The following is a 20,783-nucleotide window of genomic DNA, read 5'->3' as shown; positions in this document are numbered from 1 at the left end:
TCCGGGCCTGCAAGGGCGAGCGGCGACGCTCGCCCTTTCTTTTTCTGCGGATGCGTCCTACGGTTTTTCTGCAACCGCACGCATCCTCGGAGGTTTCCCCTTGGCCGCAGCCGATCCCGGCAAGCCGCTTCTGATCAAGCGCTACGCCAGCCGCCGCCTCTACAACACCGAGACCAGCGACTACGTCACGCTGGAGGACATCGCGGCCTTCATCCGCGAGGGGCGCGAGGTGCAGATCGTGGATCTCAAGTCCGGCGACGATCTGACCCGCCAGTACCTGCTGCAGATCATCGCCGAACACGAATCCCGCGGCGAGAGCGTGCTGCCGGTGGACGTGCTGACCGACCTCGTGCGCAGCTACACCTCCCAGGCCTCGACCATCGTGCCGCAGTTCCTGGCCATGTCGTTCGACATGCTGCGCGAGGGGCAGTCGAAGATGATGGAGAACATGGCCAAGGCGAACCCGATGTCCACCATGCCGGGATTCGAGGCGATGCGCGCCCAGCAGGAGGCGTTCTTCAAGGCGATGACCGGGGGCATGATGCCGGGGAAGGGCGGGGCGGCAGAGGCGCCGAAGCAGGGAGGCGAGGATATCGACGCAATGCGCCGCCAGCTTGCGGAGATGCAGGAGCGGTTGTCGAAGATGGGCAAGGGGTGACAGCGCGAACGGATTTCACCGAAATCCGTTCTGCACTCATCGGAATTTCGTCGAAATTCCGGGGCTCCCGCCGATACATCGCGCCTGAAATTCGACGAATTTCAAAGGGACCGCAGAACGAATTTCGATGAAATTCGTTTGTCCCTCAGATCACGATCTCGATCGCCCCGTCGCCGCAGACGACGATGAAATGCCCCTGCGTGCGGATCAGCCGGAAGCCCCGCCGCCGCACCTCGGCCACGAAGGTCGCCTCGCCGACCTCCCGCACCACGTCCACGACCTGCCGCCGGATCACTCCGCCGGTCGTCGCGGCCCGGCAGGCGAAGACCTGATCCAGCCAGTCGCGTCCGGTGGGAAGGGCGAAGGAGGCGCTCATGCCGCCACCTTCGCCCGTACTTGGTTAACGCTAGGTTGACGCTCAGGCGGCCTGCGCCTCGCTCTCCATCCACGACTTGTGCCGCACCTCGTCCGCGTGGGCGCGCTCGAACAGCCCGCGATGCTCGGCCGGGATGGCGGCGTTGCCGGCCCCCCGCTCGTAGGCGGTGACGGTGTCGCTCTCGTTCGTCGACATCGCCTTGAGGATCGCGCCGTCGCCGCCCACGAGGTCGGCCATCGCGACCTTGCCGGTGGTGAGCATCTGCTTCATGTCGCCCTCGGCCGGCGCCTCGGCTCCGACGCGGCCCGCCAGCGAGATCAGCTCGTCGAGGTGCCGGGCATGGTCGGCCCGGAACTCGGACACCTTGTCCTTGCGGTGCGGCGCGTCCAGCCGCTCGATGCAGGCGTCGTAGGCCGCGATCGCGTCCCGCTCCAGCAGGATGAAGTTCTTCACGAGTGTGGCGAGGTCGTCGCCGGTTCCGACTGTGGTGGCCATGAGGTCACTCCTTTCCGATCTGTTCGCTCTGCGCGCCCGATCCGGGCTTGGCCTTGCCGAGGTCCGGCTTCTGGCCGAGCGGGTCGGGCTTCTCCTGCACCCGGAAGGTGCCGCGTCCGTCCAGCGAGGGACCGCGCGTCCAGCGCCCTTCGGGCGTGGGTTCGTCGAGAGAGGTGTTGAGGAAGTAGTAGCTGTGCTCGGTCGCCTCGTGCTCCTGCGGCGTGGCGTTCGGGATCGGCAGCGCCGCCTCCCAGCCGCCCAGCTCCTCGATCACGGCGAGCCACTGCTGCTGGTGCATCGTGTCGCGGGCGATCAGGAAGGACAACATGTCCTTCATCCCGGCATCGTCGGTCATGTTGTAGAGCCGCGAGGCAAGCACCCGGCCGCCCGACTCGGCGACCGCATTGGCCATCATGTCGGCCGCCAGGTTGCCCGTCGCATAGACGTGGCTCATGTCGAACGGCACGCCATTGGCGTTCACGGGCATCGCCGACAGGCCCGAGGACAGGATGTGCCGCGGGTTGGCGCCGCCCATGATCGCGTGCACGACCGGGTCCATCGCCGCCTCTTCCTGCGCGCTGACCGGCGCGCCGTCGAGGTTCAGGGCCACGGCGTGTCCGAGGAACTCGATGTGGCTCAGCTCCTCGGTCGCGGTCATCATCAGCATGTCGCGGTACTTGGCGTCGCCGCGCGCGCCCATCGCCTGGAAGAAGTACTGCATCGCGACGCGGATCTCGCCCTCGATGCCGCCGATGGCCTGCTGCAGGTACTTGGCGAAAACCGGGTCCGGCCGGTCGACGCGCACCTCGTACTGCAGCTTGGAAGAATGGTGGAACATGCCCCTGTCCCTTTCTCTGCTGTTGAGTGGCTGACAGGCGCTCAACGCGAGTGGCGGGCATATGTTTCTTCTAACAAATGGAAGAAGGCGCTCCGCCGCCGAACGGGCCGTGCCGGGAGCGGCGCCGGCCCCTCGCATCCGTTCGCCCCGATTCCCGAAGCAAATCCCCTTTTCAAAGGGCGAGGCGGGGCGGTACAACAACTACAGGGAGAGTGACGTTCGGACCGCACCGCGCGACCTGCAGCGCGGCGTTCGATCGACGGGCCCTCCCGGAACGCTACATCGCTCATCGAAGGGAGTCCCCCGATGCTGCCGGTCGATGCCACTCCGCCGCCCCGTTCCGCGAGGCGCATCCTGATCGTCGAGGACGAGACTCTGGTCTGCATGGATCTCGAGGACGAACTCGGGGCCCTGGGCTACGAGATCGCGGGCGTCGCACTGCACCCGGAGCGGGCGATGGCGATCCTCGACGCCGGCGGCGTCGACGTCGCGCTCCTCGACGTCGACCTGGCCGGGGACTGCGCCGGGCCGGTCGCGCGTCGGCTGGACCGGATGCACATCCCCTTCATCCTCATCACCGGCCTCGACCCCGAAACGGTGCGGGGCCGCGGACTGACCGCGCCGATCGTGGCCAAGCCGTTCGGCGAAGGACAGATCCGCGCAGCGCTGGAGGGCGTCGCCGTCGGACACGCCGTCAGCCCGTGAGGCGGTCGATGATCTCGGCGAGCTGCAGCAGGGAGATGGTCTTGGGCACGCGGGCGTTCGCCGTCCGCATGCCTTCGGTCACGATGGGCGAGTCGTAGACCGCGGCGTTTCCGGTGATGACCACGATCGGCAGGTGGGGGTGCGCCGCGCGCAGTTCGTGCAGCCGGCTGATCGCGCCGCCCCCCGGCATCAGCACGTCCAGAAAGACGATGTCGGGCCGGGTCTCGACCACCGCGGCCGCGATGTCCTCGCCGGTCGCCACGGATGCGAAGCGGTGGCCGAGCGCGTCCATCGCCCGCCCGAAGGTCGCGGTGTAGTCGGGATCGTCGTCGGCCAGCAGGATCTTTGCCACGAGGCACAGGTCCGGGATCAATTGCGTTCAGTGTCGTGATAGGGCTAACTCCGCTCGGGGTAAACGTTTTCGGCAGGGGGCAGGCCCGCGTGACGGAGGGAAGCGACAGCGGCACGGACATTCCGGTCGTCGCCATCGGAGCGTCCGCGGGCGGGCTCGACCCGCTCGAGCTCTTCTTCTCGTCCGCCGTGGCGGGGCGGGGCTGGTGCTATGTCGTGCTGCAGCACCTCTCGCCCGACTACCGCTCGCGCATGGACGAGCTGCTCGCGCGCCGTTCGGACCTGAGGATCCGGCGGATCGAGGACGGCACCGACGCAGCGCCCGACACCATCTTCCTCAACCCGCCCAATGCCGAGGTGACCCTCCAGGGCCGGACGTTCCGGGTGCGCACCTACGACGCGGGAGAGGCGGTGCCCCACCTGCCCATAGACGCCTTCTTCCGAAGCCTCGCGAGCGCTCCGGGAGAACGGGTGGCGGTCGTCCTGTCCGGCTCCGGCGCCGACGGCTCGAAGGGCGCGGAGGCGCTGCAACGGTCGGGGGGATTCGTCCTCGTGCAGTCTCCGCGCGAGGCGCGCTTCGCGTCGATGCCCAGGGCGGTCCTCTCGACGGGCGCCGTCGATCGGATCGAGGAGGCGGCCGACCTGCCCGGGGCGATCGCCGACCTGCTGGAATCGGGCGACCGCACGCCGGCGCCGGTCGCGGGGCCGGTCGATCCCTGGCGGGCCATCCTTCGCCTGATCGAGCGGGCGCACCGCATCGACTTCGGCGCCTACAAGGCCCCCACCGTCAAGCGCCGGATCGAGCGGCGCATGCACCTCAGGGGGATCGAGAACATCGCGGACTACCTCGACCTCCTCGAGCGTGACGCGCTCGCTCTCGACGAACTGTACCATGACATGCTGATCGGGGTGACCGCGTTCTACCGCGACCCCGACGCCATCGCGTCCCTGTCCCGGCAGGCCCTGGCGCCGCTTGTCGCCCGGACCCCCGAAGAGGACGATATCCGGATCTGGGTGCCGGCCTGCGCCAGCGGGGAAGAGGCCTACACGATCGCCATCGAACTGTCCGAGGTGCTGCGGCGCGCCGGCATCGACCGACGGTTCCGGATCATCGCCACCGACGTCCACCGCCCGTCGATCGAGAGGGCGGCGGCCGGCGTCTACCCCTTCGAGGCGGTCAAGGACGTGCCCGAGGCGATCCGCGAGCGCTACTTCGTCGAGTATCGCGGCGGGGTGCAGGTGGACCCGGCGCTGCGCCAGCGGCTCATCTTCTCGGTCCACAACGCGCTGGCCGATCCTCCCTTCATGCGGCTCGACCTCGTGTCCTGCCGGAACCTGCTGATCTATCTCGACGACGACGCGCAGGCGCGGCTGCTGTCGATGTTCCTGTTCGGGCTGAAGCGCGACGGCTTCCTCTTTCTGGGCTCGTCCGAAAGCCTCGGCGCGCTGCGGGACGACTTCTCGGTCATCGACAGCAGCTGGCGCCTCTTCTCGAAGTCGAGCGACCGCCGGGTCTTCGATCCGGGCCTGCTGACGAGCCGGATGGGCGGCCCGGCCGAGCCGCGCCCCGCGGCCCCGCCTCGGAACGTCGCTGCGCGGCCCCCTCTCGCCAGTCTCGACGGAGCGGGCCGCAGCCGCAGCGACCGCGACAGCCTGTTGCGGGGCTACGACGCCCTGCTCAAGCGCTATGCCCCGTCGGCGATCCTGATCACCGAGGCGGGGGAGGTTCTGACCTGGTTCGGCGCCGCTGGCGCCTACGTCGACACGGTCAGCGGCCTGGCCGAGCGCACGGTCGAGGAGATCGTGAACCCGGCGCTGCACTACGCTATCAACCTCGGCTCCGAGCGGTTGCGCCAGAATGCCGGCGAGACGTTCGAGCGCGAGGTCACGGTGGGCGAGGGCGACGAGGCCCATCGCCTGCGGGTCCGGATCGAGCGGCTGCCGGGATCGGCGGGCGCGGCCCAGTTCCTTCTGGTGACGCTGGTCCGGCTCGACACTGAGGGCGCCGCGGAGTCCGGCGGCGCCAACGAGGCGCCGGGACGGGCGGAGACGCAAGGGGACGAAGACGTCCTCATGCGCCGCGTGGTGGAACTGGAGCGCGACCTGCGCCTGACGGACGAGAGCCTCCAGTACGTGACCGAGCGTCTCGAAACCTCGAGCGAGGAGCTGCAGGCCTCGAACGAGGAGCTTCAGGCCTCGAACGAAGAGCTGCAGGCCGCCAACGAGGAGCTTCAGGCCTCGAACGAGGAACTGCAGGCCGTCAACGAAGAGCTCGTCTCGGTCAGCGCCGAGCACGAGCGCAAGATCGAGCTGCTGAGCGAGCTGAACGGCGACATCGAGCTGGTGTTCGACGTCCTCGGCTACGGCGCGGTCGTCCTCGATGCCGATCTGCGGATCCGGCGTTACACCCGGCTCGCCTCGCTGCTGCTGGGACTGGAGCCGCACGACACCGGTCGCCTCGTCGCCAATGCCGGCGCGCGGCCGTCGTTCTGCGAGCCGGCCGATCTGGCGCGCGACGCGATCTCCGGCAACGAACGTCGCTCGGCGCGCGGCAAGTGGGCCGGGCGGGAGCTGGTGGTCGAGGCGATTCCAGCGCGAGACGGCAACGGCGGCGCCGTGCTGCTGTTCAGCGGCGATGCGATGCCGCAGCAGGTTCGATGACCGGGGCCGAGCAGACCCTTCCGATCGTCGCCGTCGGGGCGTCGGCCGGCGGCCTCCCGGCGCTGAGGCGGCTGCTTGGAGCCGTCGAGGAGAAGACAGGTGCGGCCTGGATCGTCGTCCAGCACCTCGACCCCACCCACGAAACCCGTCTGCCCGAGCTGCTGGGCCGCGCCACCGGAATGCCGGTCGCCGAGGGCGCCGATGGAACCAGGCTGAAGGCGGACCACGTCTACGTCGCGCCGCCCGGCATGGACATCGGGATCGACGGCGACCGGCTGACCGTGACCGAACCGACCGAGCCGCGCTTCCACCGCTCGCCCATCGATCACCTCCTGACCGGACTGGCCGAGGCGCGCGGCGCCGATGCGATCGGCGTGATCCTGTCCGGCACCGGCACGGACGGGGCGCAGGGGTGCCGCGACATCAAGAGCGCGGGCGGCGCCGTCCTCAACCAGCAGCCTGAGGACGCCGAGTTCGACGGCATGCCGCAGGCGGCGGTCGCCAGCGGGCCGGTCGATGCGATGGACAAGGCCGACCGCCTCGCCGGACATGTCCTGGCTCTGCTCCGGCAGCACGCGACGGAAACGGTGCCGCCGGAAGAGCCCGACACGTCCACCCTCGCCGAGATCGTGGACCTTCTCGCCGACCGCGAGAACTACAACTTCGAAGAGTACAAGCCCGGAACCCTCGGCCGCCGGATCCGGCGCCGGATGCGGATCACCGGCTGTGCCGACCTGGGTGTGTACCGCGACCGGTTGGCCGAGGATCCGGACGAACGCCAGGCCCTGGTGCGGGACCTGCTGATCGGCGTGACCCGCTTCTTCCGCGACCCCGAGGCGTGGGAGACGTTCGAGACCCGTGCCGTCGACGCGGTGATCGAGCGGGCCCGGGACGGCGACGCCCTGCGCGCATGGGTCGCCGGATGCGCCACGGGCGAAGAGGCCTACACGATGGCCATCGTCATCCTCGAGCGGATCGAGGCGAGCGGCAAGGCGATCGACCCGCTGATCTTCGCGACCGACCTCAACGGCGACGCGATCGAGGCTGCCCGCATCGGCCGCTATCCCGCCGCAAGCGTCGCCGAGATGTCGCCCGAGCGGATCGATCGCTGGTTCCGCCGGGAGGGCGACCACGTGAAGGTGCGCGACATGCTGCGCGACCGTCTGATCTTTGCCGAGCAGAACGCCATTTCGGACCCGCCCTTCTCCTCGCTCGACATCATCTCGTGCCGGAACCTGATGATCTATCTGGGGGTCGAGGCGCAGCGCCGGGTGATGGAGACCTTTCATTTCGCGCTGCGCGAAGACGGCCTGCTCTTTCTCGGTCTCAGCGAGACGATCGAGCGCACGCGCCACCTGTTCCGGCCCGTCGACCAGCGCCAGCGCATCTACAGCCGGCTCCCCACCGATCCGGCCCGGCGCGGCAAGGCCGCGGGACGGGGAGGCGGGCGGGGCATCCTTCTGCGCGAGGAGGCCGGCACCCGTCCCGCGCTGACCCAGCGCCAGGACGCGGCGGTGCAGGCGATGCTGGCGCGCTACGCGCCGCCGGCGGTGCTCGTCGACGATGCATTCGAGGTCCAGAGCTTCCACGGAGAGGTGGGTGAGTTCCTCCAGTTCCGCCGCGGCAGCCTGTCGTCCTCCCTCGTCCCGATGCTTCGCGACGGGTTCCAGGCGCGGGTCTGGAACGCCCTCGTCGCGGCCCGCCGCACCGGCGAGCCGACGAGTGCTGCCGTCATGCTCCCCGGCGAGACACGGCAGCATGTCGGGCTGCTGGTCGAACCCGTCCCGCAACCGGACGGCAGCCGCGCCTTCCTCGTCTATTTCGGCCGGCGGGACGATCCCCAGCCGGACTCCCAGGTCGGGCCGGTGGAGGCGGAACGCCAGCTGGTCGAGGCCTACGAGGCCGAGATCGCGGCCCTCCGCCGCGAGCTGCAGGGCGTGATGGAGAGGAGCGAGACCTCGAACGAGGAACTGCAGGCCGCGAACGAGGAGGTGATGAGCGCCAACGAGGAGCTGCAGAGCTCCAACGAGGAGCTCGAGACCTCGCGCGAGGAGCTGCAGTCGCTGAACGAGGAGCTGACGACGATCAACGTCGAGCTGGAGGAAAAGGTCAGCGAGCTGGAAACGACGAACGACGACCTCGCCAACCTCATCCGATCCACCGACGTCGCCACGCTCTTCCTCGACACCGATTTCGCGATCCGCCGCTATTCGGCCCGCGTCGGCGACCTCATCGCGATCCGCAGCGCCGATGTCGGCCGGCCGCTGGGCGACCTGCGGATGCTGGTCGACGATCCGGACGTCATCGACGACGCCCGCCATGTCCTCGAGACGCTCGATACGCACGAGACCGAGGTGACGGGGGAAGGGTACGCCTACCTGCGACGGATCACGCCGTTCCGCACGCTGTCGAACCGGATCGCCGGGGTGATCGTGATCTGGTCCGACGTGCGCCGTCTGCGCGAGGCGTCCTACCGAATGGCCGCACAGGCCGGGCGCCAGGCCTCGATCGCGGAGCTGAGCCGGATCGCGCTGGGGACCGGCTCCCTCGACACCCTGCTCGCCCGCGCGGCCGAGGACGTCCGGACCCATGCCGGGGCGGACTTCGTCGGTATCGACGTGCCGGACGCCGAGCGGAGCGTCTTCCGGATGACCGCCGGCGCGGGCTGGCCCCGCGGCATGGCGGGCCATACCGAGTCGCCCGACGATCCGGCCAGCTACCCGGGACTCGTGCAGCGCCTCGCGCAGCCGGTCGCGACGTCGGACTTCTCGGCACCCGACGCTGCCATCCGGCCTTCCCAGCTGCTGGCCGACACCGGCGTGGCGAGCGGGATCGCGCTGCCCATCGGACCGGCGCTGCAGAGCTGGGGCGTTCTGGGGGTCTGGCGCCGGGACACCGGCGGCTTCGACGAGGAGCGGACGACCTACGTCGCGGCGGTGGCCAATCTGCTGTGGCTGGCCGTCAGCCAGCACGAGTCCCAGCGCCTCCGCGACGGACAACGCCGCGCCCTGCAGGACCTGATCAACGGGCTGCCGGTGATGATCGCGGTCGTCAACGCCGACCTGCGCTTCGACATGACCAACCGCGCCATCGAGGCGGCCGGTTTCACGATCGACGAGCTGCGCGGCGCACCGATCGGCGACGTGTTCGGCGCCCGGACGGCCGAGATCCTGGGTGAGGCCCTCGCCGCGCCCGACCGCGAGAAGGTCGAGCTGGAGGCCGAGATCGCAATTCCCGGCACCGGGCCCCGGACATTCCTGATCCACGGCGCCCGCCGACCGGCCGGACGCGGCGCGGACGGGTTCTTCGTCGCCGCCGTCGACATCCACGACCGCAAGCAGTGGGAAGAGCGGACGCGCGTCGTGTCCGCCGAGCTGGACCACCGGGTGAAGAACATCCTCGCGCTCGTCAACACGATCGCGCGGATGACCGGCCGCAACGCCGACAGCATCGAGACCTTCCGCGAGACGTTCGGCGACCGGATCCAGTCGCTCGCCCGGACCCATGCCGCACTGGCCGAGACGCGCTGGCAGGGAATCGCGCTGCGCCAGCTTCTGGACGACGAGCTCGAGGCCTACCGCACCGACGGCCTGACGAACGTCAGCCTCGACGGCCCCGACGTCCACCTCGGCTCGCGCGCCGCGCAGAGCTTCGCGCTTGCCTTCCACGAGCTGACGACGAACGCCGTCCGGCACGGTGCCATGTCGTACGGAAACGGGCGTCTGGCGGTCAGCTGGGACGTCGCGGATGGCCGGCTGGACCTGACATGGCAGGAGGACGGGCTGTCCGGACTGACGCCGCCCGAGCAGACGTCGTTCGGCTCCAGCGTCATCCGGAGTGCGATCGAGAGCCAGCTGACGGGCACCCTGGAGATGACGTTCCGCCCCAGCGGACTATTCTGCCGGATCAGCGTTCCCGAATCCGCCCTCCAAGAGGCACAGCCAAATGTCGGACACGGCGAAACAGACGATCCTCGTAGTTGACGACGAGGCGCTCCTCGCCCTCGAACTCGAGATGATCCTCAAGGAGGCGGGCTACCGTGTCCTCGGCCCGGCGCATTCGATCGACCGCGCCCTGAAGCTCATCGAAGGCGAGCCGCCGGATGGCGCCGTCCTTGACGTGAACCTCGGCACAGGGCGGAGCGATCCGATCGCCGACCTGCTCGCCGAAATGGGGGTCCCCTACCTCTTCCTGTCCGGCCACGCCCGCGACGTGCTGGGCGAACGCCACCGCGACCGCACGCTGGTCAGCAAGCCCTATCGGGAAGCCGAACTGCTGGCCGCCGTCGCCGCGCTCGGCAGCTCCGGGGACGCGCGCGGGTGAATGACGGCCCGGCCGCCGCCCGTCCGGCGCGGCTGCGGGACGCGCTGACCCTTGTCGTCGTGGCGGTCGGGCTGGCCGTCCTGCTGGTCGGCTGGGGACTGGGGATCGACGCCGTCACGCGCGTTGCTCCGGGCCTGCCCGCGATGGTGCCCACGACCGCGCTGTGCTTCGTCCTGATCGGCGGGGGGCTTTTCCTCGCGACGCGGGGGCGGGCCACGGCCGCGCGCGTGGCCGCCGGGACGACGGTCGTCCTCGTCGCGGGGGTCGGCCTGTCGGAGCTGGCGGGGCGGATGGCGGCTGACCGGATGTCGCTGTCGACGATCCTGTCGTTCCTCCTGTCGGCGGTGGCGCTCTTCGGTACGACCGTGCCCGGGTCTGCCGGCCGCCGGCTCCTCGTCGCGTCCACCTGCTGCGGCACGATCGCCCTGATCGCCCTGACCGGCTACGTCTTCAGCGCCGAGGCGCTGGTCGAACTGCTGCCGTTCAGGGGCATGGCGGTCCATACGGCGGCCCTGTTCCTGCTGGTCTCGGCCGCCATCCTCCTCGACCAGCCCGAGCGGACGTGGGTGCGCTACGTCCTGGGAAGCGGCCGGGGCAGCCGCGCGGCGCGGCGGCTGTTCCCCGTCGTCATCGTCCTGCCGTTCCTGATGACGTTCGCCACGCTCGTCGCCACGGACCACGGTCTGCTCGACGCCGATCTGCGTCTGGGCCTCCTGGCGACCGTGCTGACCGCGCTCGCCATCGGCGCCGTGCTGCGCAACGCCGCGGTCGAGAACGCGGCCGAGCAGCGCGGGATCGACAGCGAGGTCCGCCTGCGGGCGCTCGTCGACGGGCTCTACACCTCGATCATGGCCTTCGACCGCTCGGGCGCGCTGCGCTTCTCGAACGCGTCCGCCGACCGGCTGGTGGCCGAGACCGGCGGCGGCCGGGCCGAGAGGTGGCTGGCGGAGTCCGTGTTCCTCGACCCCGAGACGTTCCGGCCTCTGCCGCCCGACAGCGTCGATTTCCGAAGGCCCTGGGACGTGCCGGTCGTGGGGACGCGGCTCATCGGACTGGCGGTGCCGGACGGCGGCCAGCGCATCCTGCATCTGAGCGGCGGAGAATGGCGCGAGAGCAAGGGGCACCGCAACGTGCTGCTGATGCTGCGCGACGTGACGGACGAGTTCTACGCCGTCCGCGGCCGGCAGGCGGCCGAGCGGCTGAACGTGCTGGGCGAGATCGCCGGCGGCATCGCCCACGACGTCGCCAACCTCCTCGGCGTGATCCGCCTGTCGGCCGACGTGGGGGCCCTGCAGGCCTCCGATCCCGAGGCACGGGCCGAGTTCGACGCGATCCGCGCCGCCTGCGACCGCGGCGCCGAACTGACGAGCCGCGTCCTCACCTTCGCGCGCAGCCGCGAGCCGGCGCTCGAGGCGGCGGACCTGGCCGAGATCCTGCCGAACGTCGTCGCGCTCGCCCGCCGGACCCTGCCGTCCGGCCTCACGATCGACCTGCCCGACCTGAGCGGACCCCTCACCGTCGAGGCGGACGGGGGCCTGCTGGAAAGCGCAGTCCTCAATCTCCTGGTGAATGCCCGGGACGCCATCGTCGAATCGGGGCAGGGCGGCCGGGTCTCGGTGTCAGTCGTGGCGGACGGCGACGAGGTGGTGATAGAGGTCGCGGACGATGGGCCGGGCATGGCGCCCTACGTCCTGCGCCGCGCGAACGAGCCGTTCTTCACCACGCGGGAGGCGACGGGCGGCACCGGCCTCGGCCTCGCCACCGTCGCCCGCTGCGCCGAGGTGGCGGGTGGACGGTTCCAGTTGTCCTCGACCGAGGGGGCGGGCACGGTCGCGCGGCTGACGCTGCGCGCGGCCGACGCGCCACTGCCGCAGAAGGCGGCCGCCCCCTCCGGGCGCGACGCCCTCGCCGGGCGGCGGGTCCTCGTGGTCGAGGACGATCCGGCCTACCGCCGCAGCCTCGTCGATCTGCTCACGTCGCACGGCGCCGATGTGCGGTCGGTGGCAGATGGCGAGGCGGCGCTTGCGGCGCTGGAGGCTGCGCGTCCGGACCTCGTCCTCACCGACCTGCAACTGCCGGGCCGGGCCGACGGCCTCGACGTCGTCCGCCGCGCGCGCCAGCGGTATCCCGGCCTGCCGACGCTGCTCCTGTCCGGGGTCGCCGGGGCGCGGCCGGTGCTGGACGGGACGCCCCTGCAGGCGTTGAAGAAACCGATCGGCGCCGACACCCTCCTCGCCGAAATCGTGGGCGCGCTCGGGCCGGACTAGTCCGGCGCGCCAGCGGCGTACCAGGCGGCAAGCGCCTCGATGTCGGCGTCGGTCAGGTCGGCCGCCGCATGGCGCATCAGCTCGGCCCGCGGCCCGCCGCCGCGCACACCGGCCCGCCAGGCGTGGAGTTGCCGGACGAGGTAGGGTGCGTGCTGCCCGTCGAGACGGGGACCCGGCGCCGTCGCCTCGGCCCGCCCCGGCCCGTGGCAGGCGTGGCAGGCGGGCACGTCGGGATCGCCGGTCGTCGCCAGCGCCAGCTCGCGGCCCGTCTCGACGAGGGCGGGATCCGCGTCCGACGCGCCCGCGCCTACGGCGTCACCCGAATACTCGGCGGCCAGCTCTGCGAACGCTCCGGCGCCTACCTCCGTCACCGCGTGCGCCATGAACCCGCTCTCCCGCTCGCCCTCCCAGTAGGCGCCGAGGGACATGCGCACATACTCTTCCGACAGGATGTCGAGGCGCGGGATCTGGGGGTTCTCCGACGCGCCGCCCTCGCCGTGGCAGCCGGCGCAATAAGCCTCGCCCCCCGTCACGTCCGCATAGGAGGCCGCATCCATCTCCCGCACCCGCGAGAGGAAGGCGACCACGGCCCAGACCTCGTCATCGCGGATCGACGGCCAGTGCGGCATGCCGCTCATCTTCACGCCCTCGTCGACGATCCAGTGCAACTCCGCCGGAGACCAGTCTCCCACCGCCACCTGGATCGGCGGCGGCTCGGGCACCATGCTCTCGACCGTGGCCGTCGGCCGCTCGCCCGGCGCGGCGTGGCACATCCGGCAGGCGCGGTCGAAATGCCGCGCCCCCAGTTCGGCGAGGGCGTCCGTCAGTTCGGGCACCTCCTCCTCCGGCGGCGCGCGCAGGGTGACGGCCTGCCGGAAGGTGGTGTGCAGCACCCACGACACGCCCGGCAGGTGCCCCGCGGCGGCCGAGACGTTGTAGAGGCCGAAGCCGACGACGGCGGCCGCCCCGAGAATGCCCAGCAGCGCGAGGGTCGCGAGGGTATAGAGCACCGTCTTCATCAGGCCGCCTCCGGTCTCAGGGCCCGCCCGGCAAGGATCAGCCCGCCCAGCAGGTAGACCGGCGTACCGATCGCCAGCATCAGCATCCCGCCCAGCTGCTGGTCCGACAGGGCCGCGCAGTCGGCGTAGAGGATCCGCGGCGCCAGCGTCAGGATCGCCCCCAGCGCCGTCATGTGCATCGAGGTGAGCAGCAGCGCTCCGGCCCCCGCGAGCGGCGACCGCGCCCCCAGCGCGCCGGCCCAGACGGCGAGGCCGGCGACGAGGAAGCTGGCCTGTTCCACCGCGAACCAGGCCGGCGACAGCAGCGTCGCATCGTGCAGCCGCGGCAGGTGCCAGCCCCAGACCAGCACGAACTCCGCCACCGCGCCCAGCAGGGCCGGCGGCCCCCGGCGGGCCAGCGCCGGCAGGCCGAGGACGATCAGCGGCGCGGCGAGCGCGACCAGCGTCATGTGCCGCACCATGTGGGCGGGAAAGCCCCAGCCAAGCCACGCCGTCAGCGGCCCGCCCCAGACGAGCGCGAGGAGGCCGAGGCCCGGGATCAGCGCGGCGGCCCTCATGTGCAGGTCGAGATCAGCAGCGCCGGCAGCGTCGTCGCGATCACGCCCACCGCCGACAGCACCGCCAGCAGGAACGCGGCGTGCCCGAGGAACTCGTGCCGGTCCTCCTCGGTCGCGAGCGGGTGGGTGTAGTCCCAGTCCTCGAGGAAGTCCCACTGCCGCCAGGCCTTCCAGCCGATCCAGCCGATGATGCCGAGCGCCACGACGCTCGCGCCGCAGATCAGCACCCGCCACGCCGACACGTCGCCCAGCAGCGTCGCGTCGGACCACTTGGCGCACCAGACCGCGGCGAGTCCGTAGCTGGCGACGAAGTGGATCGCCCAGACCGAGGGCGCTATGGCGATGCGCCACAGACTGGACAATTCCTCGCTGAACTCGCGATGCAGCTGCTTGCGCTCGGCCATCGTCACAGACCCCTCGGCAGGAAGGCGGTGACGAGGACGGTGACCGTGACCGTCAGCGCCATGAAGTGCCAGTAGAGAGAGACGTTCCACATCGGCGCATCGTGGGTCGGGGTCGCCTTGCCGAAGATCAGCGCCGCCGCGCAGTAGAGCAGCATGATGATGCCCGCGCCGAGGTGCGCGATGGTCCAGACGCCCAGCGCCCACATCATCGCCGGGTAGACGTGGCTCGTCGGATTCAGTCCCGGCAACCGCAGCGCCGTGATGAAGGCCCAGATCGCCAGCGCCCCCGCCACCGCGCCGGCCCCCGCGATCGCCGCCGCGGGGAGCGGCCGGCCGCCCCGGTTCGTCGTGCGCGCCAGCAGGATCGCCGCCCACGCGGCCAGCCCCAGCGCGCCGGCCATCAGCGACCAGCGCCAGTCGACGTGGGCCGCGTCCGCGGGCGGGAAATCGGTGCCCGCCGTCCAGTAGAAGAACACGCCGAAGACGAGGCTCGCGAAGGCCGTGGAATCGCCCAGCATGGTGATCCACATGCCCCACCAGCCGACGGCGCGCGGCCCCGACACGTAGGTTGGAACGCTGAGGCCGAGGCCGATGTCCTTGGTGCTCTTCTCCGGGATCTGCGCCGTCGAGGTCCACAGCCAGTAGATCACGCAGAGGATCGCCAGGGCGCCGCTGACGATGGCCGGCGGATACATGTGGAAGGTCGGGAAGATGAACGCCCCGCCGGTGAAGGCCGCCGCCGCCATCGTGATCCACGCCGGTCCGGTCACCCGCAGCACCTGCAGCGGCCGGGCGTCGATGACGCTCGTCACCAGCGTCTCGCGGTGGCCCTCCTCGGCGTCGGGCAGGTAGTAGCGGCCCGCGTCCATCCGCTCGACGATCTTGTCCTGGTCCCACAGCGGATAGCGCGAGGTGATGTAGGGGACCGACCTCACCCCCCACTTCTCCTCCGGGACGTCGTGGCTCCATTCCAGCGTGCCGCCGCCCCACGGGTTGCGTTCGGTCAGAGGCTCGCGGCCCTTGGGCCGGATCAGGTCCCACGCGAAGATCAGGATGCCGGCCGCCACGATCACCGACCCCGCCGTCGAGAGCAGGTTCAGCCAGTCCCAGCCGAGGCCGCCCGGGTAGGTGAAGACCCGCCGCGGCATCCCCCACAGGCCGGTGAGGTGCATCGGCAGGAACGTGATGTTGAACCCCACGACGGTCAGCCAGAAGGACCACAGGCCGAGGCGCCGGGACATCTGCTTCTTGGTGAAGAAGGGGTAGAAGTAGGTGACGCCTCCGATCACCGGCAGGACCATGCCGCCGAACAGCGTGTAATGCAGGTGCGCGACGACGAAGTAGGTGTCGTGGACCTGCCAGTCGAAGGGCGCGATGGCGACCATGACGCCCGTCAGACCGCCGGCGGTGAAGATGGCGAGGCCCCCCGCGATCCACAGAAGCGGCAGCGACAGCGTCACCCGCCCGACCATCAGCGTCGCCACGAAGGCGAAGAGCTGGATGCCCGTCGGGATAACCACCGCCTCGGACGCGGCCGAGAAGAAGCCGAGACTGATCGTCGGCAGCCCCGTCGTGAACATGTGGTGGACCCACAGGCCGAAGCTGATGAAGCCGGTCCCGACCGCCGACAGCACGATCCAGGAATAGCCGACGATCGGCCGGCCCGCGGCGGTCGGCACCACCATCGCGGCGATCGCGATGGACGGCAGGAAGATGATGTAGACCTCCGGGTGGCCGAAGATCCAGAACAGGTGCTGCCACAGGAGCGGGTCGCCCCCGCGCTCGGGGTCGAAGAACGGCCAGTCGAACCCGCGCTCCAGCTCGAACAGGAAGTCGCCGGCGATCAGCGGCGGGAACGCGAACAGGATCATGCCGCCGACGACGAGGACGTACCACGCGTAGAGCGGCATCAGGTTCACCCGCATCCCCGGCGGGCGGCACTTGAGCACGCCGACGATCAGCTCCACCGCCGCGGCGATGGAGGCGACCTCGATGAACGACAGGCCCAGCAGCCAGATGTCCGCCCCGATGCCGCCCTGCTTGGTCGACAGCGGCGGATACATGAACCAGCCCGCGTCCGGGGCGGCGTCGAACAGCAGCGAGCCCATCACGAACACGCCGCCGATGACGAAGCACCAGAAGCCGTAGGCGCTGAGCCGCGGGAACGGCATGTCCCGCGCACCGAGGAAAGCGGGCAGGATCAGGATCGAGATCGCCTCGAACATCGGCACGGCGAAGAGGAACATCATCGCCGAGCCGTGCATGGTGAAGAACTGGTTGTAGCGGTTTGCCGAGATCAGGTCGTTATCCGGAACCGCCAGTTGCGCCCGCATCACCAGGGCAAGGATGCCGGCCAGCAGCATGAAGCCGAAGGCGGTCAGCGAGTACCACTTGCCGATTTCCGAGTTGTTGACCGCCGAGAGGTAGCGCCAGCCCGGCGGCTCCTTCCAGACCTCGCGCAGGCGGTCCTCCTGGGCTTGTCGCACCTCCTCGGGGATCGGCTCGGCCAGCATCTCCTCGGTCGGCGGATAGGGGCCGGTCACGCCCTCGTCGGCGTCGTAGCCGCGCGGGACGGCGGGGCGGGGGCCGGCGGCCGCGTCGGTCATGTCAGCTCCATCAGCCAGCGGGCGAGGGTCGTCAGCTCCTCGGGCGAGAGGTGGTCGTAGCCGGGCATCTCGGCGCCGGGCTTGATCGCGTCCGGGTTGCGAATCCAGCCGGCCAGCGCCTCCTCGGTCATCGGCAGGATCCCGGCGGCGAGGCTGGTGCGGCCGCCCACATGCGTGAGGTCCGGGCCGACCTGCGCCTGCCACTCGGTGCCGCGGATCGCATGGCAGCCGCCGCAGCCCTCGCGGGCGAAGAGATCGGCGCCCGGCCCGTCGGGCGGGTCGGCTTCGGCGGCCTCGGCGGACAGCCAGGCGTCGAACTCGTCCGCCGGCAGGACGACGGCGTTCAGCGCCATCAGCGCGTGGCTGAGGCCGCAGAACTCGGCGCACTGCCCGCGGTAGGTGCCGGGTTCGGTCGGGGCGAGGGACATCCGGTTCACGCGGCCGGGGATCATGTCCATCTTGCCGCCGAGCGCCGGGATCCAGAACGAGTGGATGACGAGAGCGGCCGACAGTTCGATGTCGGTGCGCAGCCCGGCGGGCAGGCGCACCTCGTTGGCCGAGCGGACGGGGGGGCCGCCGTCAGCGGGCAGGTACTCCACCCGCCACCACCATTGCTCGCCGCCGACCCTGACCGTCAGCCCGTCGCCGGGCGCGCGCTGGTCGGGCATGGCGCGCAGGCCCCACGTCAGAAGCGTGCCCAGCAGGATCAGCGGCAGCACGATGCCACCGCCGATGATCAGCGTCTCGGCGATGCGGCGCGAGATCGGGCGGGGGTGGATGCGGGTGACGAAGGCGAACAGGCCGTTCAACGCGATCCAGAGGATCGCCGCGGCGATCAGCATGACCCAGAAGATGCGCGCGATCTGCGCGGCGTCGGTCCCGGCGGGGGCGAGCGCGGATTGCGGTCCGCCCTCGCAGGCGGCAAGGGCGAGAAGTGCGCCGGCGAGGGCGACCGTCCTGATCTTCATGCCGCCGTCATGCGGAGCCGCCCCTGACTTCGTGTTCCACTCGCGGCGCCGCCGAACGCACATTGCCAGTCGGCGGGCGCCTTGTCCCAGAGGGGGCAATGCGCGCTGTGGCGCCCGGTTCCGTGCGTCTGCCCGCGCGAGGCGGGCGCGATGACCGGCCGCGCGACTGCGATGCGCCGGTGCGGTGCGATAGCACCGGGGCGGGCAGGAGGGGTGTGCTCTGCCCGAGATGCCCAAGCCGGCCGTCACGGCCGGGGACCCTCGTGCGCCGTGAGCGGGAGCGGAGGGTCCGCCGACCCATGCCGCCGCTCGGGCGGTGCTGTAGGGGATGGATCGGGACAGGTGATCGGCTTGCTGCCGGTGTCAGTGTCACGCCCGCCGTGGGCGGATCCGGTCGATCGGCCAGAGGTCCCGGAGTCTCAAGTGTCGCCCGGATGGGTGTGTGGGACGCGTGCGGCGCCCCACTCGACCCGCTGGTCAGAAGTCGACCCAGCGGGCCACGCTCTCGTCTCCTCGACCCGTGGCCCGCAGGGGGACAGCGCCGGCCGCTCGCACCCGGGCGGGCGAAGTCTGCGCGATTGCCGTCTCGGCGGGGGAGCTGGAAGCGACGCGCGAGCCGCGGGAGAGGCTGTCACCCTTCCCGTTCGCAGGCGCTGTCGCATGAGCGCCGCCGCTGGTCGCGCCCGCGGCGAGCGGCGCGCCTGCCGGTCCGCTGCGGCCGACAATCGGTCGGCTCGTGCCGATCCGGTCGCCGGCGGGCGCGCGCGGAGCCGCATTGGCCGCCTGGTGGCGTCCGGCCCGCCCGGCCCGCTCGTCGACGGCGTTGCGGCCGGGGCCGGTCGGATCCGCGGGTGCGGGACGGCCCTTGTCACGCGCGGTGGGGCCCCCGGCCGCCCGGGCGGGCAGGGCCGGAAGGGCGGAGGCCGTGCCGCCGGCGGCGCCGGAGCGGGCGAGGGCCTCGCCCAGGCGGTCGGCGCTGGCCTGGAGCTGACGGGCGAGCCCGGCGCCGGTCTCGACCATCGAGGCGGTCTGCTGGGTCGTCTTGTCGAGCTCCGCGACGCCGAGGTTGATCTCCTGGAGGCCCTGGGACTGTTCCCGTGCGGCACCGGCAATCTGGGAGACCCGGCCCGCGACCTCGCCGATGCCGGAGACGATGTCCTCCAGCGCGGCCCCGGAGCGGGCGACCAGCGCGCTGCTCTCGCGGATCTGCGTGCCCGAAGTCGTGATCAGCTTCTTGATTTCGCCCGCCGACGTCGAGGCGCGCTGGGCGAGCGAGCCGACCTCGGCGGCGACGACGGCGAAGCCGCGCCCGCTCTCTCCCGCGCGCGCCGCCTCTACCCCGGCGTTGAGCGCCAGGAGATTGGTCTGGAAAGCGATGTCGTCGATCGCGCCGATGATCTTGGCCACCTCGCGCGACGTCTCCTCCAGCGCTTCCATGGCAGCAATCGCCTCGCGCACGACCTGGCCGCCGGCCTCGGCCTGGGCGCGGTTCTCCGTGACGAAGCGGTCGGCCTCGGCCGCGCTCTCGGCGGCGGAGCGCACGCCCGCGGCGAGCTGGTCGAGCGCGGTGGCCGACTGCTCCACCGTGGCCGCCTGGGATTCGGTGCGGCGGGTGAGCTTGTCCGAGATTTCGAGGAGCTCGGAAGCCCCCTGTGCCAGCTCGGTCCCAGAGGACCGGACGGAGGCGGAGAGGTCGCGCGTCCGCGCCGCGACGTCGGCGAGCGCGGAAAGGAGCGGGCCGAGCGGCGCGGCGGCGTCCGACGCAGGCGGGAGGCGCACCCCGTCCTCCCCGTCGGCGAGTCTGCGGACGGCGTCTGTCGCCGATTCGAGGGTGCGCCTCATCGTTGCGTCAGAGGTCGCCCGCGCCTCGCGTGCCGCCCGGTCCTCGGCCTGCCGGTCGCGCAGCGCGGCGAGGGCGCGGGCCAGAATCCCGACCGCCCCCGGCGCGGACGTCGCGAGGTGCGGCGCCTCGCCCCGCGCGATCTCCTCCGCCGCCGTCGCGAGAGCCTCGAGGCCGCGGCCGATCCGGCGGGCGGCGATGAGCGTCGCGGCGAGGCCGACAGTCGCGGCCGAGGCGCCGAACGCCAGCATCATCACCCCCCCGCGGGAGCGCAGGGCCCCGGCGGCCGGCTCGCCGGCGAGGGCGCCGAGGTCCGACACGGTCAGCCACCAGCCGGCCAGAAGGCCCCCGATCAGGGTCAGGAACAGAGCATAGAGCGCCAGGAGCCGCGCCCGCACATCGATAGACTGCATCACCGCCTCGGCCAATCGGCGGCATCGGAGCCGCCCTCGGCAGGGTGTCTCTCACGGGGTGGTTTAAGGGCGGGTTAAGCGCGGACCGCGCGCAGCCGTTCCGCGGCCTCGCGGGCCAACGGCGACAGCCCGTCGCCCCCGGCGGCGAGCAGCTCGTCCAGCCGCCGCCGCATCCGCGGGTCCCAGAAGTCGCGCAGGTGCGCCGCCACCTCGCCGGGCCGGTCGTCGGAGGGCTGGCTCTCGAAGAAGGTGGCGATCTGGTTCGCCATCCGCACGAGCTTTGCGTCGTAACCGCCTGACAT

17 protein-coding genes are annotated in these 20,783 nt (G+C 71.2%); 6 read left to right on the top strand and 11 right to left on the bottom strand.

Features of this window, described 5'->3' with window-relative positions; genetic code table 11:
- Window positions 1-100: 100 nt before the first annotated feature.
- The gene (gene phaR / locus A37W_RS0102800; protein WP_018301504.1) at window positions 101-658 is read left to right on the top strand and encodes a polyhydroxyalkanoate synthesis repressor PhaR; all 558 of its coding nucleotides are present in this window, start codon (window positions 101-103) and stop codon (window positions 656-658) included.
- A gap of 145 nt (window positions 659-803) precedes the next feature.
- Here phaR and A37W_RS0102795 read toward each other — a convergent pair whose 3' ends face one another.
- The 3 genes from A37W_RS0102795 to A37W_RS0102785 are packed head-to-tail and all read right to left on the bottom strand — an operon-like array spanning window position 804 to window position 2,367.
- The gene (locus A37W_RS0102795; RefSeq protein WP_018301503.1) at window positions 804-1,034 is read right to left on the bottom strand and encodes a hypothetical protein; all 231 of its coding nucleotides are present in this window, start codon (window positions 1,032-1,034) and stop codon (window positions 804-806) included.
- 42 nt (window positions 1,035-1,076) lie between these two features.
- Window positions 1,077-1,529 carry a DUF2383 domain-containing protein gene (locus tag A37W_RS0102790; protein ID WP_018301502.1) on the bottom strand — a complete coding sequence of 151 codons (453 nt, stop codon included), beginning with the start codon at window positions 1,527-1,529 and terminating at the stop codon, window positions 1,077-1,079.
- 4 nt (window positions 1,530-1,533) lie between these two features.
- Entirely contained in the window at window positions 1,534-2,367 is an 834-nt protein-coding gene (locus A37W_RS0102785; protein WP_018301501.1) for a manganese catalase family protein, read from the bottom strand.
- A 306-nt stretch (window positions 2,368-2,673) separates the two neighbouring features.
- Between A37W_RS0102785 and A37W_RS0102780 the strand changes: the two genes are divergently transcribed.
- On the top strand, window positions 2,674-3,072 hold the full coding sequence (locus A37W_RS0102780; protein ID WP_018301500.1) for a response regulator: 399 nt from the start codon (window positions 2,674-2,676) through the stop codon (window positions 3,070-3,072).
- Here A37W_RS0102780 and A37W_RS0102775 read toward each other — a convergent pair.
- The gene (locus A37W_RS0102775) at window positions 3,062-3,424 is read right to left on the bottom strand and encodes a response regulator (RefSeq protein WP_040753384.1); all 363 of its coding nucleotides are present in this window, start codon (window positions 3,422-3,424) and stop codon (window positions 3,062-3,064) included. The two genes, A37W_RS0102780 and A37W_RS0102775, sit on opposite strands and share 11 nt — an antisense overlap.
- A gap of 89 nt (window positions 3,425-3,513) precedes the next feature.
- On the opposite strand from A37W_RS0102775, the gene A37W_RS0102770 reads away from it, so the two are divergent.
- Genes A37W_RS0102770 through A37W_RS22655 form a run of 4 tightly spaced genes read left to right on the top strand, consistent with a single transcriptional unit; the run spans window position 3,514 to window position 12,674 of the window.
- Window positions 3,514-6,084 carry a CheR family methyltransferase gene (locus tag A37W_RS0102770; RefSeq protein WP_018301498.1) on the top strand — a complete coding sequence of 857 codons (2,571 nt, stop codon included), beginning with the start codon at window positions 3,514-3,516 and terminating at the stop codon, window positions 6,082-6,084.
- Window positions 6,081-10,067 carry a chemotaxis protein CheB gene (locus A37W_RS22660; RefSeq protein ID WP_018301497.1) on the top strand — a complete coding sequence of 1,329 codons (3,987 nt, stop codon included), beginning with the start codon at window positions 6,081-6,083 and terminating at the stop codon, window positions 10,065-10,067. Before A37W_RS0102770 ends, A37W_RS22660 begins: the two co-directional genes overlap by 4 nt.
- Window positions 10,030-10,407 carry a response regulator gene (locus A37W_RS0102760; RefSeq protein ID WP_018301496.1) on the top strand — a complete coding sequence of 126 codons (378 nt, stop codon included), beginning with the start codon at window positions 10,030-10,032 and terminating at the stop codon, window positions 10,405-10,407. Before A37W_RS22660 ends, A37W_RS0102760 begins: the two co-directional genes overlap by 38 nt.
- A complete protein-coding gene (locus A37W_RS22655) occupies window positions 10,404-12,674 on the top strand; it encodes a hybrid sensor histidine kinase/response regulator (RefSeq protein WP_018301495.1) in 2,271 nt (756 codons plus the stop codon). The genes A37W_RS0102760 and A37W_RS22655 overlap by 4 nt, the downstream gene beginning before the upstream one ends.
- Here A37W_RS22655 and A37W_RS0102750 read toward each other — a convergent pair.
- From A37W_RS0102750 to A37W_RS0102720, 7 genes are all read right to left on the bottom strand, one after another.
- Complete coding sequence (locus tag A37W_RS0102750; RefSeq protein ID WP_018301494.1) at window positions 12,671-13,693, bottom strand: c-type cytochrome; 1,023 nt, start codon at window positions 13,691-13,693, stop codon at window positions 12,671-12,673. The two genes, A37W_RS22655 and A37W_RS0102750, sit on opposite strands and share 4 nt — an antisense overlap.
- Window positions 13,693-14,250, bottom strand: coding sequence for a cytochrome c oxidase assembly protein (locus tag A37W_RS0102745; protein WP_018301493.1), 558 nt, complete (start codon window positions 14,248-14,250; stop codon window positions 13,693-13,695). The genes A37W_RS0102750 and A37W_RS0102745 overlap by 1 nt, the downstream gene beginning before the upstream one ends.
- Entirely contained in the window at window positions 14,247-14,654 is a 408-nt protein-coding gene (locus A37W_RS0102740; RefSeq protein WP_026198254.1) for a hypothetical protein, read from the bottom strand. The genes A37W_RS0102745 and A37W_RS0102740 overlap by 4 nt, the downstream gene beginning before the upstream one ends.
- Before the next feature lie 2 nt (window positions 14,655-14,656).
- Window positions 14,657-17,167 (bottom strand): cytochrome c oxidase subunit I, encoded by a 2,511-nt coding sequence (ctaD, locus tag A37W_RS0102735; RefSeq protein WP_047772322.1) that lies wholly within the window; start codon window positions 17,165-17,167, stop codon window positions 14,657-14,659.
- Window positions 17,168-17,256: 89 nt separating this feature from the next.
- Entirely contained in the window at window positions 17,257-18,228 is a 972-nt protein-coding gene (locus tag A37W_RS0102730) for a cytochrome c oxidase subunit II (RefSeq protein ID WP_018301490.1), read from the bottom strand.
- 477 nt (window positions 18,229-18,705) lie between these two features.
- Window positions 18,706-20,481 (bottom strand): methyl-accepting chemotaxis protein, encoded by a 1,776-nt coding sequence (locus A37W_RS22650; RefSeq protein WP_156169391.1) that lies wholly within the window; start codon window positions 20,479-20,481, stop codon window positions 18,706-18,708.
- A gap of 74 nt (window positions 20,482-20,555) precedes the next feature.
- Complete coding sequence (locus A37W_RS0102720) at window positions 20,556-20,783, bottom strand: formate dehydrogenase subunit delta (protein WP_018301488.1); 228 nt, start codon at window positions 20,781-20,783, stop codon at window positions 20,556-20,558.

The sequence above is a fragment of the Wenxinia marina DSM 24838 genome (assembly GCF_000379485.1).
In the GTDB taxonomy this organism is placed as follows: domain Bacteria; phylum Pseudomonadota; class Alphaproteobacteria; order Rhodobacterales; family Rhodobacteraceae; genus Wenxinia; species Wenxinia marina.
The sequence above is the reverse complement of the archived record's forward strand: the minus strand, read 5'-3'. Positions and strand labels throughout refer to the sequence as shown.